The sequence below is a fragment of the Flavobacterium johnsoniae UW101 genome (genome assembly GCF_000016645.1).
In the GTDB taxonomy this organism is placed as follows: domain Bacteria; phylum Bacteroidota; class Bacteroidia; order Flavobacteriales; family Flavobacteriaceae; genus Flavobacterium; species Flavobacterium johnsoniae.
In genome coordinates this window covers 123298-139210 of sequence record NC_009441.1, presented here as the reverse complement: position 1 = coordinate 139210, position 15913 = coordinate 123298, and the positions used below count along the sequence as shown (strand labels likewise).

At 33.2% G+C, this 15913-nt stretch carries 13 protein-coding genes; 7 read left to right on the top strand and 6 right to left on the bottom strand.

Features of this window, described 5'->3' with window-relative positions:
• Nucleotides 1-2 precede the first annotated feature (2 nt).
• Nucleotides 3-881: a cation diffusion facilitator family transporter gene (locus FJOH_RS00720; protein WP_012022240.1), complete on the top strand. Its 879-nt coding sequence runs from the start codon at nucleotides 3-5 to the stop codon at nucleotides 879-881.
• A gap of 171 nt (nucleotides 882-1052) precedes the next feature.
• On the opposite strand, the gene FJOH_RS00715 is transcribed toward FJOH_RS00720, so the two are convergent.
• From FJOH_RS00715 to FJOH_RS00705, 3 genes are all read right to left on the bottom strand, one after another.
• Nucleotides 1053-3542, bottom strand: a complete 2490-nt coding sequence (locus FJOH_RS00715; RefSeq protein WP_012022239.1) for a DUF5686 and carboxypeptidase regulatory-like domain-containing protein — start codon at nucleotides 3540-3542, stop codon at nucleotides 1053-1055.
• Between the two features lie 157 nt (nucleotides 3543-3699).
• Nucleotides 3700-4113, bottom strand: a complete 414-nt coding sequence (aroQ, locus tag FJOH_RS00710; protein WP_012022238.1) for a type II 3-dehydroquinate dehydratase — start codon at nucleotides 4111-4113, stop codon at nucleotides 3700-3702.
• A gap of 126 nt (nucleotides 4114-4239) precedes the next feature.
• Entirely contained in the window at nucleotides 4240-4800 is a 561-nt protein-coding gene (locus FJOH_RS00705; RefSeq protein WP_012022237.1) for a porin family protein, read from the bottom strand.
• 281 nt (nucleotides 4801-5081) lie between these two features.
• Here FJOH_RS00705 and FJOH_RS00700 point away from each other — a divergent pair, with 281 nt between their 5' ends.
• The 4 genes from FJOH_RS00700 (at nucleotide 5082) to FJOH_RS00685 (ending at nucleotide 9069) form a co-directional block, all read left to right on the top strand.
• Entirely contained in the window at nucleotides 5082-5642 is a 561-nt protein-coding gene (locus FJOH_RS00700) for an outer membrane beta-barrel protein (RefSeq protein ID WP_012022236.1), read from the top strand.
• A 203-nt stretch (nucleotides 5643-5845) separates the two neighbouring features.
• On the top strand, nucleotides 5846-6430 hold the full coding sequence (locus FJOH_RS00695; RefSeq protein WP_012022235.1) for a porin family protein: 585 nt from the start codon (nucleotides 5846-5848) through the stop codon (nucleotides 6428-6430).
• Nucleotides 6431-6509: 79 nt separating this feature from the next.
• The gene (gene xerD, locus FJOH_RS00690; RefSeq protein WP_012022234.1) at nucleotides 6510-7406 is read left to right on the top strand and encodes a site-specific tyrosine recombinase XerD; all 897 of its coding nucleotides are present in this window, start codon (nucleotides 6510-6512) and stop codon (nucleotides 7404-7406) included.
• 142 nt (nucleotides 7407-7548) lie between these two features.
• A complete protein-coding gene (locus FJOH_RS00685; protein WP_012022233.1) occupies nucleotides 7549-9069 on the top strand; it encodes a sensor histidine kinase in 1521 nt (506 codons plus the stop codon).
• 67 nt (nucleotides 9070-9136) lie between these two features.
• On the opposite strand, the gene rny is transcribed toward FJOH_RS00685, so the two are convergent.
• From rny to FJOH_RS00670, 3 genes are all read right to left on the bottom strand, one after another.
• Nucleotides 9137-10696: a ribonuclease Y gene (gene rny / locus FJOH_RS00680; protein ID WP_012022232.1), complete on the bottom strand. Its 1560-nt coding sequence runs from the start codon at nucleotides 10694-10696 to the stop codon at nucleotides 9137-9139.
• Between the two features lie 208 nt (nucleotides 10697-10904).
• Complete coding sequence (locus FJOH_RS00675; RefSeq protein WP_012022231.1) at nucleotides 10905-11198, bottom strand: cell division protein ZapA; 294 nt, start codon at nucleotides 11196-11198, stop codon at nucleotides 10905-10907.
• 4 nt (nucleotides 11199-11202) lie between these two features.
• On the bottom strand, nucleotides 11203-11493 hold the full coding sequence (locus FJOH_RS00670) for a hypothetical protein (protein ID WP_012022230.1): 291 nt from the start codon (nucleotides 11491-11493) through the stop codon (nucleotides 11203-11205).
• A gap of 180 nt (nucleotides 11494-11673) precedes the next feature.
• On the opposite strand from FJOH_RS00670, the gene FJOH_RS00665 reads away from it, so the two are divergent.
• Together FJOH_RS00665 and FJOH_RS00660 are read left to right on the top strand one after the other, a co-directional pair.
• Nucleotides 11674-13353 carry a M23 family metallopeptidase gene (locus FJOH_RS00665; protein ID WP_052295216.1) on the top strand — a complete coding sequence of 560 codons (1680 nt, stop codon included), beginning with the start codon at nucleotides 11674-11676 and terminating at the stop codon, nucleotides 13351-13353.
• A gap of 11 nt (nucleotides 13354-13364) precedes the next feature.
• Nucleotides 13365-15830 carry a TonB-dependent receptor plug domain-containing protein gene (locus FJOH_RS00660; protein ID WP_012022228.1) on the top strand — a complete coding sequence of 822 codons (2466 nt, stop codon included), beginning with the start codon at nucleotides 13365-13367 and terminating at the stop codon, nucleotides 15828-15830.
• The last annotated feature ends 83 nt before the right edge of the window (nucleotides 15831-15913 follow it).

Genomic DNA, 15913 nt, shown 5'->3' with positions numbered 1-15913 from the left:
AAATGACAAACGAACAAAAAGCTGTAAAAGCTACTATTTTTAGTATAATAGGAAATACCTGCCTGGCCCTTATAAAAGGTCTCGCAGGTTTTTTTGGCAATTCATACGCCTTGATTGCAGACGCGATCGAATCGACTACAGATATATTTTCGTCTTTTTTGGTCTTATTCGGAATTAAATATTCTAATAAACCCGCAGATGAAAACCATCCGTATGGTCATGGTCGTGCAGAACCTTTAATTACTTTTTTGGTGGTTGGGTTTTTAATTACTTCGGCAACTATTATTGGTTACGAAAGTATCGCCAATATCAGTACTTCTCACGATTTACCAAAATCATGGACGTTGTATGTTTTAGGCGCAATTATCATCTGGAAAGAATATTCGTTTCGGGTTGTAATGAAACGAAGCAAACAAACAAACAGTTCTTCTTTAGCGGCTGATGCATGGCATCATCGCAGCGATGCTATAACTTCTGTTGCGGCATTTGTTGGAATTTCAATTGCTTTGTTTATGGGAAAAGGTTACGAATCTGCAGATGACTGGGCTGCACTTTTTGCAGCATTTTTTATCTTGTATAACAGCTACAAAATTTTCAGGCCTGCACTTGGTGAAATCATGGATGAAAACCTAAACGATGATTTAGTCGAAGAAATTCGCGTTGTATCCTTAAAGGTTCCCGGAATTCTTGGAACAGAAAAATGTTTCATCAGAAAAGCCGGAATGCGTTACCATGTTGATCTTCATGCCATAGTTTCGGCTAAAATTTCGGTAAAAGAAGGACATGATTTGTCACATAAATTACAGGATACTTTAAAAGAACAAATTCCGCAGTTAGGAAATGTTTTGATACATATTGAACCGGATGATTATCATTGTTGAGTTGCAAAGGGACAAAGGTTTAATTTTAGCAAAGATTGAGATATAAAAAATCCGTTTATTCTTTAAAAGAGTAAACGGATTTTTTTTTGGATATGTTTGTCAGTTCGAGCGAAGTCGAGAACTTCTGAAAGTATATACCTTTGTAACTCTGTCCCTTTGTAGCTCTGTATCTTAATTCAACACATTCAAAATCTTCAATCCAAACACAACACCATTCTGCTGCATACCGCCTTGGTAAGAATGTACATAATCGACTCTGAACAATTTAAATTTTCCGAAACCTAAATTGTCTAAACCTACCGTAAATTCAGTATAAGGTTTACGATCCGGAATTGCCAGTGAATGAAAGCCCAGGTTCATAGTTGCTTTTAAAAGATTTAAAAGCGGAATCTTATTCATTATGAATCCCATGTCATTGTGTTCCAAATGCATTTCAAAATAGCTGTCGTTTGTGCTGTTTGCGTAGTACGGCATTAAATTGAAAACATTCAAATATCGATCGCTTGTGCCTATGTGAGTTTGATTTCCGTTAAAATGTCTGTAATCGATAAAAGAAATATTTTCGGCATTAAAGAATTTACCAGCTTTAAAATTCATTCCTAAAATACCTTTATTATTTAGTTTTAAATCATATTGAACAGCGGTTCCAATACGTTCAAATTCATAGTTTTTCTCACTTGCAGCAAAAGCTTTTTCAAAAGCGAGATAAACTGTTGGGTATTTTTCATCTTTAAAATTATATCTTCCGTCTGGTCTTGAAATGTATTTGTTTCCAAAATTAAATCTGAAATTCAAATTGGCCTTCATTAAATGATGCTGGCTGAATGCGGGAGTGCTAAAATCATCCGGCGCCAGAGGATTATTTGATGAATAAATATCATCTCTTTTAAAAAAAGAATAATCAGTAGTATTAAAAAGTGGTTTTCGTTGTTCGTAAGCTAATTTTGCATTTAAATTAATTCCGTTTGCAATATCCTGCGTGTAATTAACCTGAGCAAATTCCAGATTGTATAATTTCATGTAATTGTCTTTGAAAAATAAAGAACTTACAGAATTGACCAATTTACTGATAGGTTCAGCACTATTAAACTGAGCCGTTTTTGTTCCTCCATAGGCCGAAATTGTGGCATAGTTAATTGCATTAAATCGGTGGGTGAACTGACCAGTAACACGCAAACGTTCATCCGAAAAGCCATAATTAAAATCGGTGCTTATTGAAGTGCTTTTTCCGGTTTCTTCATTCCATTTTTTAAATGAAAAACCAGTCCCAAGATTAAATCCCTGAACGGTATTAAAACTCAAAGATGTCGGACTTAATAAGCCATCAAATGCAAACGAATATTTTTTAAAAGTGTTTTTATAATCATAAGCTCCCAGAATATTCAAAACTTTGAATTTATTGTTTTTAGCATCTATAGAATCGGTATATTTTTTTGATTTTCTAATGGTCTGCAGACTGTCCTTTTTAGTATAATCAGTGCTTTCTTCAAGTGTTAAAGGAATGGGGCGTATTTCATTCCAGTACGAGTCATCTTTTTTATTTGCATTCAAATCAAAAGCAACAATTTCGTTTCCAAAAGTTTTCTTGGCAAATGAATCCGGAAATTCATAATTGGAATAAACGTAATTAAACTGACCAGAAAATTTTACTCCAAAACCACCTGCATTAAAAGAAAGAGTTTGTGCGTTTTTTGACCAGATTTTGTTTTTTGAATTGTAACTAAAGCTTTGTTTTAAAGTCATACTTTCAGTAAATTCATTTTTTACTCTATATCCTTTAATGTCTACATCTACTGCATAAATAGCAAAACTGTCATCAACAATATAAATGTATCCCTCAAAAACAGGTTCTTTATCGCGTTTTGGGATTACTTTAATTTTATAAATCTGGTTTTTATTATCGTCATAAAAACTACCTTCCAGTTTGTATTTATAATAACTGAAAGCATTATTAGCAATAGGAGAGATGAGGTTAATGTCAAACTCTAAAGTGTTGTCATAGAAATCGTAAGTAGATAAAGCTGCAGTGTTGTAACTAAAGCCTTTATTGTTTCCAGAGATTTTTGATGCAATTATCGTTTCTTTTAACTTATCTGGTTTTTGATAGGAAATTTTTGAGATGGTTTCAGATAAATATAAAATCCCAGTTCCGGTTGAATCTAAATTGGATGATAAATCTGGTCCAAGATCTACTTTTTGGCCTAATATTTTTTTAGGCAGATCTTTTACTTTTAAAATACCTTTTGAATAAAAATCGGCTGTAAATCGGGCTGTTTTTTCGGAGTTTTCCTTTCGGTTTGCAATAGCGTTTTTGATGATTGCATTTGCAGGATTATTTTTTGGGTCTATCACAACTTCATTCAATGCAAAACTTTCTTCCTGCATTTTTACATCTAAAGTCAAAATTTTAGAATCAGACGAAACAGTCAGTTTCTGGGTTTTAAATCCAAGATATTGAAAAACGATTTTATTTTTTCCAATTTCTTTTACCTGCAGCTGGTATTGTCCTTGTTCATTTGAAGTAGTTCCTCTGTAGGTGCCTTCTTCAAAAATAGAAACAAAAGGCAGCGGATTTCCCTTTTCATCGGTTACAGTTCCTTTGATTTGGGCAAAATTAGAAATTGAAAATATTAGAAAGGCGAGTATAGTAATGTTTTTCATGAAAGTGGTTTCTCTCACAAAAATAAAACAAGTTCAAAATGAGCTTATTAATAATTTGTTAAATTGTAAATCTATCTACAAGATGTCTTTTAAAAGACTCAACTAAGTCAAAGCCGGGTTTCTTTTCAAATCTTTGAATTCGTTTAGGGATGTTATATTACAAAAAAGATTGAATTGCCAATTCGTAGCTTTTTAATCCAAAACCTAAAATTACGCCTTTAGCATTTCCGGATAAATAAGATTGATGTCTAAAGCTTTCGCGTGCATAAGTATTTGAAATATGAACTTCTATTACAGGAGTTGTAACGGCTTTCATAGCATCTCCCAAACCTATAGAAGTGTGAGTATACGCGCCAGCGTTAAGAATAATTCCGTCAAATGAAAAACCTACTTCCTGAATTTTACCAATCAATTCACCCTCAATATTACTTTGGTAATAAGAAAGCTCAACGTTTGGGAATTTTTGTTTCAACGTTTCAAAATAATCTTCAAAAGTCTGACTTCCGTAAACTTCTGGTTCACGTTTTCCTAAAAGATTCAAATTCGGCCCATTGATAATGCAGATTTTCATATTTAAAAATTATTTATTGAAATATTGATATTGCTGTTGATTTTTGCAATTGTTATTGAGTTGTGTAAAAATAAAAAAACCGCTCTAATTAATAGAACGGTTTTTATAAAAGTATGTGATATTCTTTTAGAACATATATCCAGCTGAAAGTTGGAATACAGAGTTTTTGAAGTCAGCGTCTTTCGAAACTTCTGTTAAACCTATACCGTAACGAGCCTGAACAAAAAGACCTCCAACTACTTTTAATCCTAAACCTGCATTAAGAGAGAAGTCAAATGTTTTTGGATCTGCAGCATCAAATTCCTTTTTATTACTTACAAGGAATGAAGCTTGCGGGCCAAGTTCTAAACTAAGAGATTTAGTCATGTAGATTTTTGCCATTACAGGAATAGCAATATACCCCATTTCATTTTTAAAATCCTGTACAGCACTTTTGTATTCTGCTCCTTGTGTAGTGTACAAAAGCTCTGGCTGAATTGAGAATTTTTCTAATAATTTTAGTTCCGCCACAAGACCTGCATGGTAACTTGTAATACCTTCTTTATCAACTGAAATCCCATTGAAGTCAGAACCTCCAGTTTGGTTAGCAAAGTTAACCCCTGCTTTAACCCCGATTTGTATAAATTGTGCCTGGATTGCAGTTGTTGTTGCAATGAACAATACAGCTGCTAGAAGTATTTTCTTCATAAAAAATGTTTTAGTGTTTGGTGTTTTAAATGTTATTCTACAATTCAAAACTACATTATTTTGATTTTATTGTTTTATATGTGGCTTTATATAATTATTAAAATTCGCACTTTTTTTGTCGTTTTTTAAGTTTTTTCTTTGTGTTTATTGCTTAATCTACTGAAAGTCAATATATTATTTGTAATATAATTCTGTCTTATTTTAATACTCTATTACCGTTTACTGGACTTTTTTTAATAGGTATAATCTTATTTTTGATTTCTGTAATTAAAATTTAAATCATGAAAAAAGTTATTTTAACTGCTATTGCAGTATTAGGATTTGCATTTGCTAATGCACAAACTGGAGGTTTTGCTAAAGGTGATGCGTTTATTTCTGGAGCTTTAAGTGTTAACTCAACTAAAGAAGGAGATGCAAAAACAAGCGGATTTATAATTGAGCCAAAGGTTGGATATTTTGTGTCTGAGAATATTGCAGTTGGAGCGAAATTAGGTTTTGGATCAACAAAAGTAGGAGATATCAAAACTAATGATTTTACAGTTGGAGCATTTGGTAGATATTATTTTACTCCTGCTTCTCAGTTCTCTGTTTATGGTCAGGCAGGTGTTGATTTTACTAATAGTAAAGTAAAACCTGGAGATTTTAAATCAAACGAAGTTGGTGCAAATCTTGGTTTAGGTTTAAGCTATTTCTTATCTAATCATTTTGCAATCGAAGCTACTTGGCTTGGTTTAGGTTACAATGTAAACAACAACGGAGGTCACGGAGCAGACAAAACGAACAGTTTTAACTTCGGAACTGACTTAAGAGATGTAGCTTTTGGAGTAGTTTACAAATTCTAATAAGATATTTAGTTAGTTTTTTTAAAGGCCTTTCTCAATTTGAGGAAGGCTTTTTTTATTTGCGAGAATACAGTGTTTTTAAAATCAATTAATTTTAACTTAACAATTTAAGGGCTTATTACTATTTTATTTGTTAAATTCCTAATGTAGAATTATGAAGAATATTTTTATATTTGAAAATTAATAACCCAAAACAAATTGTAATGAAGAAAATTATTTTAGCTGCGATTGCAGTAATGACATTTAGTTTTGCTAACGCTCAACAAACAAGATTTGGTGTAAAAGGAGGTCTTAACCTTTCAAATTGGGCAGGTGGTGATGTTAGTGATACTAAAGCTTTGGTAGGTTTCCATGTTGGAGGTTTTGCCGAAATTAAAATCATTGAAAAATTAGCTATCCAGCCAGAACTTTTGTTCTCTACTCAAGGAACCAAATTTGATGGTGGTGCATTTTTAGGAGATTTTGATGTTAAAACAAATTACTTGAATATCCCAGTTTTAGCTAAATATTACATAGTAGAAAAATTTAGTGTAGAAGCTGGTCCACAACTTGGAATCTTATTATCTGCAAAATCTAACGGTGAAGACGTTAAAGATGGTTTTAAAACTGTAGATTTTGGTTTCAATTTAGGAGCTGGTTATCATTTTACAGATAATGTTTCTGTTAACTTACGTTATACAATTGGTTTATCTCCTCTTGCAGATAATGCAGATATCGAAAATGAAGGCGATTATTATGACAGTGCAAAAAACAGCGTTTTAGCTTTATCTTTTGCTTATAAGTTCTAATAAGATCTCTTTTAATATTTTAGAACCTTCCTAATTTAGGAAGGTTTTTTTATGATCAAAATTGTTTTACTTTGTAAATATGAAATGGAATAATTATATAAAAGATTATCAGTCGTATTTAAGGATAGAGAGAGGTTTGTCTAAAAATACAATTGAAAATTACAGCTTTGATATCGAGAGATTATGTCTTTTTTTAGAAACGAATCAAATTGAAGTTTCGCCTTTAAAAATTACAGATGAAACTATCCAGCAATTTATATATGCCATTTCTAAAGAAGTTAATCCAAGGTCTCAGGCGCGAATTATTTCAGGATTAAAAAGTTTTTTCAGCTATTTGGTTTTTGAAGATTATCGAAATGATAGTCCGCTGGAATTAATAGAAAGTCCTAAAACCGGAAGAAAGCTTCCTGATACTTTAGCTGTAAAAGAAATTGATGCTCTAATTGATGCAATTGATTTAAGCAGTAATGAAGGAGAACGTAATCGTGCCATTTTGGAAAGTCTTTACGGATGCGGACTTCGGGTTTCTGAATTGGTTTCGCTTAAAATATCTGATCTGTATTTTGATGAAGGTTTTATAAAAATTACCGGAAAAGGAAACAAAGAACGTTTTGTTCCAATTGGAAAATTAACTCAAAAATATATTCAAATCTATCAAAACGAAGTAAGAGTTCATCTTAATATAAAAAAAGGCTGTGAAGATACCTTATTTTTAAACCGAAGAGGAAATCAGCTTACCCGTGCTATGATTTTTACAATTATAAAAGATCTGGCAGTAAAAATAAATTTAAATAAAAGTATAAGCCCGCACACTTTGCGTCATTCTTTTGCTACTCATTTGTTAGAAAACGGTGCAGATTTAAGGTCGATTCAGCTCATGCTGGGTCATGAATCGATTACCACTACTGAAATCTATGTTCACTTAGACAGGAGTTTCTTAAAAGAAGTAATGCATTCCTACCATCCGCGCAGATAATTTTTTTGAAAGGTTGTTAATATTTAAATCAAAAATTAATACCTTGTATTAAAATTCTACGTTAAAGCAAATAAATTACATTGATTTTTGAGTATTCAGTGGCTCGGTTTTAGTATAGTATTATTTACTTAAATAGCGATATATGGTTTTTGATTTATATAGTAATGAGGATTGCTTAGAGATAAATAATTTTTACAGAAAGTTATTTGCTGAAATGCCGGATTTGATTTTTCAGTTTATTATTGACAGTGATAATAACTACACTTTCCCATTGGTTAGTAAGTCAGCAGATGAAATTTTTGAACTTTCTGTAAATGAATTTACTGACGATATAAAACTTACTATTTACGAAAGAATCTTAGGACAGGACCGCGAACTTTTTTTTCAGTCATTAGTAAAAGCAAGAAAAGAAATAGAACCATGGCAGATTGAATTTAGGGCTGTTCTGCCTAAAAAAGGTCTTCGCTGGTTTAAGGTTTCTGCAAAAACAGAATTGTCTCCTGATAACAGAGTGAGTTTTTTTGGACACATTTCGGATATTACGGAATTAAAAGATAAAGAAGAAAAACTTCGTATTTCTGAAGAACGTTTTCAGTTTGCTCTTGAAGCGTCAACTGCCGGAATTTGGGATTGGGATATGGTAACCAATAATGTTTTTTATTCTTCACTTTCACTTAAAATTTTAGAATTAGAATCGACAGATATATTTGATGATCCTGAACGCTGGGATAAAATCGTGCATCCGGATGATCTTCCAAAATATTATTCAGATATCAGGGAACACTTTGATAATAAAATTCCATATTATGAAAATTACCATCGCGTAATGACTTCAAGCGGTAATTATAAATGGATTTTGGATAGAGGGAAAGTCATTAAACGTGATCAAAACGGAAAACCATTACGTGTAATTGGAACCCACACAGATGTTTCGGCCCAAAAGGAAAAAGAATTAGAACTTTTAAAAACAATGAAACTGTACAGCGATCAAAACAGCAGACTGTTGAATTTTTCGCATATTGTTTCTCATAATTTAAACACACAGGCAGGAAATATAAAATCAATTTTAGATTTTATTGATGCTGATGGTGATAAAGAAACAGTTACAGAAATGTTAGAACATCTTCGTACAGTTTCGAATGATTTAAATGAAACCATTTCTAATTTAACGCAGATTGTAAAAACACAAAGTAACATTAATATTGCCGTTGAGCCTTTAAAGCTTCACGAATACATTGAAAAAACAATTTCGACTATAAAAGGTTATGACAATCAAAAGAAAGTTACGATTGTAAATAATGTACCGCAGTATTTAACGATTAATTTTAATCCGGCTTATCTGGAGAGTGTTTTACTGAATTTTACAACAAATGCCATAAAATATGCACATCCGGACCGCGAACCTGTTATTGTTTTTGATTTTGGAATTGAGCCTGAGGGCTATAAATCATTAAAAATTACAGATAACGGTTTAGGAATCGATTTAAAAGTATACGGCGATTTGTTATTTGGCATGTATAAAACATTTCACAAGCATCAGGAAGCAAGGGGAATTGGTTTGTATATTACCAGAAACCAAATAGAGGCGATGAAAGGAACAGTTTCGGTAGAAAGTGAGGTTGGAGTAGGAACGAGCTTTAAAATCGTTTTTAATGATCTTTAAAATATAAAAGCAATAAAAAAGGCTGTCAACACGACAGCCTTTTTTTATATAATATCGAGAGCGTAATTTATTTTGCAATATTAACTGCTCTTGTTTCTCTAATTACAGTAACTTTTACCTGACCTGGGTAAGTCATTTCAGTTTGAATTTTTTGTGAAATCTCAAATGATAAGTTTGCTGCATTGTCATCAGAAACTTTTTCGCTTTCTACGATTACACGTAATTCTCTACCAGCCTGAATTGCGTAAGCATTTTTAACACCGCTGAATCCGTAAGCTACATCTTCAAGATCTTTTAAACGCTGAATGTATGAATCCAGAACCTGACGTCTTGCGCCTGGTCTTGCTCCTGAAATAGCATCACAAACCTGAACGATTGGTGATAATAATGATTTCATTTCGATTTCGTCGTGGTGAGCTCCAATTGCGTTGCAAACCTCGTCTTTTTCGCCGTATTTCTCAGCCCACTGCATACCTAATAATGCGTGTGGTAAATCACTTTCTGTATCCGGCACTTTTCCAATATCGTGGAGTAAACCTGCTCTTTTTGCCAGTTTTACATTTAAGCCTAATTCGGCTGCCATGATACCGCAAAGTTTAGAAACTTCTCTAGAGTGCTGTAATAAGTTTTGTCCGTAAGAAGAACGGTATTTCATTCTACCAACCACTTTGATTAATTCAGGGTGTAAACCGTGAATTCCTAAATCGATTACGGTACGTTTTCCAACTTCGATAATTTCGTCGTCGATTTGTTTTGCTGTTTTAGCAACAACTTCTTCAATTCTTGCAGGGTGAATACGTCCGTCAGTTACTAATTTGTGCAAAGACAAACGTGCAATTTCTCTACGAACCGGGTCAAAACAAGAAAGGATAATAGCTTCCGGTGTATCATCAACAATGATTTCAACTCCGGTTGCAGCTTCAAGAGCTCTAATGTTACGACCTTCACGACCAATAATACGTCCTTTTACATCGTCAGATTCAATGTTAAAAACAGAAACGCAGTTTTCAACCGCTTCTTCAGTTCCAACTCTTTGAATAGTATTAATGATGATTTTTTTAGCTTCCTGCTGCGCAGTAAGTTTTGCCTCTTCAATAGTTTCCTGAATATGAGACATAGCTTTGGTTTTAGCCTCAGCTTTTAAACCTTCAACTAATTGTTCTTTTGCTTCTTCTGCAGAAAGTCCGGAAATAACTTCAAGCTGCTGTAATTGACTTTTGTGTAATTTGTCTACTTCGGCTTGTTTTTTATCCAGAACTTCAATTTTGTTGTTGTATTCAGCAGTTTTAGCTTCAAACTCGTCATTGACTTTTTTAGCTTTCGAAAGTTCGTTAGAAACCTGAGATTCTTTGTCACGCACTCTTTTTTCTACTTCGGCCACTTTTTTATCGCGTGCTAAAATAACTTGTTCGTGTTCAGATTTTAACTCGATAAAACGCTCTTTTGCCTGAAGTATTTTGTCTTTTTTTATGTTTTCGGCTTCTAAATTAGCATCTTTTAAAATGGAAGCTGCTTCTTTTTTAGCGTTTTTGATTAGGTTTGAAATATTACTTTTCTCGATAATTTTAGCTATTGCAAAACCTGCCGCAATACCTACAATACCAATAATGATCGTTATGATGTCCATGTTTGTTAGGGTTTATATATAAAAAAAGCCTACATTAATTGCTTGAATAAACTCGTAAAGACAAGTTTTGAGCTAACTCACTGTTCAAGTTTCCCGGTCAAAGCTGGGCATACTATAGTAGCGACGATTTGCTCATTCTAAATTGTTAGTGTTGAGTTTACCAATTGTGAACTAATGTAGGCAGTATCTTAGTTTCTGTAAAGAACGTTTAATTTTCGAGATATTGATCTAAAAGCGAATTTAATCTTTTAATTCTTTCGATAGTTTCTTCGCCATCGATTGCGTTATCGATTTGTTTTTGTTCTACCTGCGATGCAAATTGTAATGCACACATAGCCAGAACATCTTGTTTATCGCGTACTGCGTAGCTTTCTTCGAATTGCTTAATCATGGCATCAATTTTTTTTGAGGCGCTTCTAAGGCCTTCTTCCTGAGCGGGTTCAACCGTAAGTGGGTAAACACGGTCTGCAATTGATATTTTAATTCTAAGCTTTCCGTCCATGTTGTTAATCTGATAGTTGCGCTATACAGTAATCAATTTCGCGAATTAATGAATTTATTTTAAGCTTTGTCTCTCTCTTGTTATTGTCGCTGCCAAGTAACGAATTGGCTATCTTAAGTGTTTCATATTGCTTTTTCAAAGCTTCCATTTCCTCAGATTGTTTCTGGATAATTTGCGCAGCTTTGGCTAGTTCTAATCGTAATTCCTGATTATTTTTCTCCAGGCCTTTTGATTTTTCAAAAAGCTTTTCGACTTTATATTCAAGAGTATCAATTATTTCTGCAAGTACACTCATTATACATCCTATTCATTACTTAATCCTACAAAGTTAATATTCCTTTTTATTAATGCAATTTTTTATCGAATTTTTTACATTAAAATAGATAAATAGATGTAATTCAATGAATTGTATATTTGTAGTTTTTTTCTTGCTTTAATTGCTTTTTTTTTGCTTATCTTAGCAAAAATGTTGCTTATGAGATTTTCTGTACTTACCCTTTTGATTTGTAATTTTATATTCGCTCAAACCCAATATCCTAAAGACTATTTCCGTCCGCCGCTTGATATTCCAATGCAGCTTTCCGGTAATTTTGGCGAGTTAAGACCAAATCATTTTCATGCCGGGTTTGACTTAAAAACGAATCAAAGAGAAGGACTAAATGTGTACGCGGTTGCTGATGGTTATGTGTCAAGAATTAAAATTTCGACTTTTGGAAACGGAAAATGCATTTATGTTACGCATCCAAATGGTTATACTTCTGTGTACGGACATTTGCAGACACCTGTTGGACCAATTTTGGATTACGTAAAGAAAACCCATTACAAAGAAAAAGCGTATGAAATCGAAATGTTTCCAAAACCAAATGAACTTCCGGTTACAAAAGGGCAGTTAATAGGGCTTTCAGGAAATACAGGATCTTCAGAAGGGCCTCATCTTCATTTTGAAATTCGTGATTCTAAAACTGAATTTGTAATCAACCCAATTTTCTTTGGCTTTGATAAAAATATTAAAGATACCAAAAAACCAACTTTATCAAGTTTATATGTTTATCCGTTAGATAATGCAACAGTTAATCAGTCAAAACAGCCTTTGCTGGTTAATATGACACTTCAAAAAGACGGTACTTATTTAGCCGGAAAAGTAAAAACAAACGGAAAAATTGGTTTTGGGATTAATGCTGTTGATACTGATGATGTATCTTTTAATAAAAACGGAGTTTTTAATGTTTCGACTTTTTTAAACGGAAACCAGAATTACAATTATCAGTTTAACACCTATTCATTTGATGAAATGCGTTACATCAATGCATTTATCGATTATCCGAGATATAAGAAGACGAGTCAGCGTGTTCAGAAGCTTTTTATGAAAACGCCTTTTGCATTAAGTATCATTAAAACAGATTCGCTTAGAGGGATTGTTTCGGCTGAGCCCAATCTGGCTTCGTCGTATAAAATTGAAGTTTCTGATTATTTTGGAAACCAGAATTCAATTACTGTTCCAATTGAATACGATACAGCAACACCGCTTGTGCAGGCAGAACCTTCAACGTCTAAATATTTTGTAAAATACAATAGAGATACAAATTTTGAAAAAGGCAATATGTCAGTTTTCTTTCCAGCCGGGACTTTCTATGAAGATTTTAATATGAATTTTGATGTTCGAAACAACAAAGTTTACATTCACGATGATACTGTTCCGGTGCATTCTAATTTTACGATAACAATAAAAGATACGCTGTATCCGGAATCTTTGAGAGATAAGCTTTATATTGGAAAAGGAACGAGTTATACCGGAACTATTAGAAAAGGAGACGTTTTTACAGCCAAAGCAAAAATATTAGGAACGTATGGATTAGTACTGGATACTATTCCGCCTGTTATAAAAATTACAAAACCTGTGGAGGGAAAATGGATCAGCGATCAGAAAAAAATTGAATTTACAATTGGCGACTCTCTCTCTGGAATAAAGTCTTATAACGGATATTTAAACGGAAGCTGGGTTTTATTTGAGTATGAAAATAAAAACAGAAAGATTACACATACTTTTGATGATCAATATTTAACAGAGGGTGAAAACTTTTTAAAAATTGAAGTGGTTGATAATGTAGGAAATTCTACTATCTTTGAAACTCATTTTTTTAGAAGTCAAAAATAAATCCCAAATCTTTGAATAAAAACAAGTTAATATTCGCTTTACTTTTCTTGTGCTTTACTTGTATTTCATTTGCTCAAAACGCTCATGTAAAAGGTATTATTTTAGATAATGAAAATCATCCGGTTTCGAATGTCAATATAACTTCGGGAAAAAATAATACACAATCTGATGTAAATGGTTTTTTTGATATTGAAGTAATTTCAAATAAAAAAGCTTCGATTATTTTTACGCATATTTCCTTAAAAATGATCAGCCTTACAGTAAGTTTAAAGCCAAATGAAGTTTTTGTTTTTAATCCTGTAATGAATAATTCGCAGGAACAAATGGGTGAAGTTTTTGTTTCGTCCAAAAACAGAAAACGGGTTCAGGGAATTACAACTGTAGAAACGGCGACAATTAAAAAGATTCCTGGCGCAAATGCCGGTATAGAAAATATTCTAAAAACACTTCCGGGCGTAAATTCAAACAATGAATTGAGTACGCAATATGCAGTTCGAGGCGGTAATTACGATGAAAATTTAGTTTATGTAAATGAAGTCGAAGTCTATCGTCCATTTTTAATTCGTTCAGGACAACAGGAAGGTTTGAGTTTTACCAATACTGATTTGGTTCAAAACGTAGATTTCTCGGCTGGAGGATTTCAGGCCAAATTTGGAGATAAACTTTCATCTGTTTTAGATATCACGTATAGAAAACCAACACAGTTTGGAGCTTCGCTAGAAGCGAGTTTTTTAGGCGGAAGCGCTTCTGTCGATTTAGTTTCAAAAAATAAAAAATGGTCAGCCGTTACCGGAGTTCGTTACCGCAATAATAGTCTGCTTGTAAACAGTCAGGATACACAAACCAATTATACGCCCACTTTTGCCGATATTCAAACGAATATAAATTATGATATTTCTGAAAAATGGCAGATGAGCTTTTTAGGGAATATTTCGCAGAATAAATATTTGTATCAGCCATTAACGCGCGAAACAAAATTTGGAACTATTGATCAGCCAATGGCGCTTGCGGTTTATTATGAAGGTCAGGAAAAAGACCAATATGATACTTATTTTGGTGCTCTAAAAACAACATATAAAGTTTCGCCTTCGCTGACTTTAAAACTTATAGGTTCTTTATTTCATACAACAGAACAAGAACATTTTGATATTTTGGCACAATATCGTTTAGGGAATATTGATCCTGAAAACCCAAATAATGCATCGTCAATAGATTTTACCCGCGGAATTGGTTCTCAGCTAAATCACGCACGAAACGATTTAGATGCTTTAATCGCTAATGTCGAACTTAAGGGGACTAAAGAATGGCAGGAAAGCCAGCTTGAATTTGGATTGAAATATACCAGAGAGTCTATTCGCGACAGAATTGTAGAGTGGGAGATGATCGATTCGGCTGGATTTTCTATTAATCCGCCGTTAGTTATTCTTCCGGAAAACAATCAGCCGTATACACCATATACAGGTCCGCTTTTGTCATATCAGGATATTCGTGCGACAAACTTCAATACCATTAATAGGTTTTCTGGATATGCACAGTGGAATAAACAATCTCAATTGGGGTCAAACCAAATCTGGTACCATCTTGGAGCACGTTTTCAGAGTTGGAAAGTTTCGGGTGCTTTAGAAGAAGGGAAAAATCAGGTTGTAGTAAGTCCGAGAGCGCAATTTGCCATAAAACCAGATTGGGATATGGATATGGTTTTCAGAATTTCTGGAGGATTGTATCATCAGCCGCCGTTTTATAGAGAACTTCGTGATCTTGACGGTGTTGTAAATCCAAATGTAAAAGCTCAGGAAGCAGTTCATGTAGTTTTGAGCAACGATTATAATTTTAAAATGTGGAACCGCCCATTTAAATGGGTTACAGAAGTGTATTATAAATCGCTTTCAGATGTAAATGTGTATTCGATTGATAATGTCCGAATTCGATATGTTGCCAATAATAATGCAAAAGCTTATGCACAAGGATTGGATTTTAGATTAAACGGAGAATTTGTTCCAGGAACAGAATCGTGGGTTAGTTTTGGGTATTTAAAAACCGAAGAAAACTACGAAAACAAAGGATATATTGCCCGACCGACAGATCAGCGATTGAAATTTGCAATGCTGTTTCAGGATTATATGCCGAATATCCCGAGTGTAAAATTGTATTTGAATTTGGTTTACAATACAGGACTGCCAGGCGGTGCGCCGGCCTATTCTGATCCGTACTTATATCAAAACAGGTTAAATGATTATAGAAGAGCTGATATTGGTTTTGCAAAGGTTTTTGTTGATGCCAGTACGCAGAGTTCTAAAACGAGCTGGCTGAAAAACTTTAAAGAATTATCGCTTGGTGTAGAAATTTTTAATCTTTTTAATAATCAAAATGCCATAACCAATACCTGGGTGCGCGATGTGTATTCTAAAAACCAGTATGCGATTCCAAATTATATGACTTCGAGGGTTTTTAATATAAAACTGAATGCGAGATTGTAACTTTTAATTTGTCATAGTAAAATTCAATAAAAACCAAAATTACAATCAAAAATAGTATATTTGATAATTGAATATAATTTGTC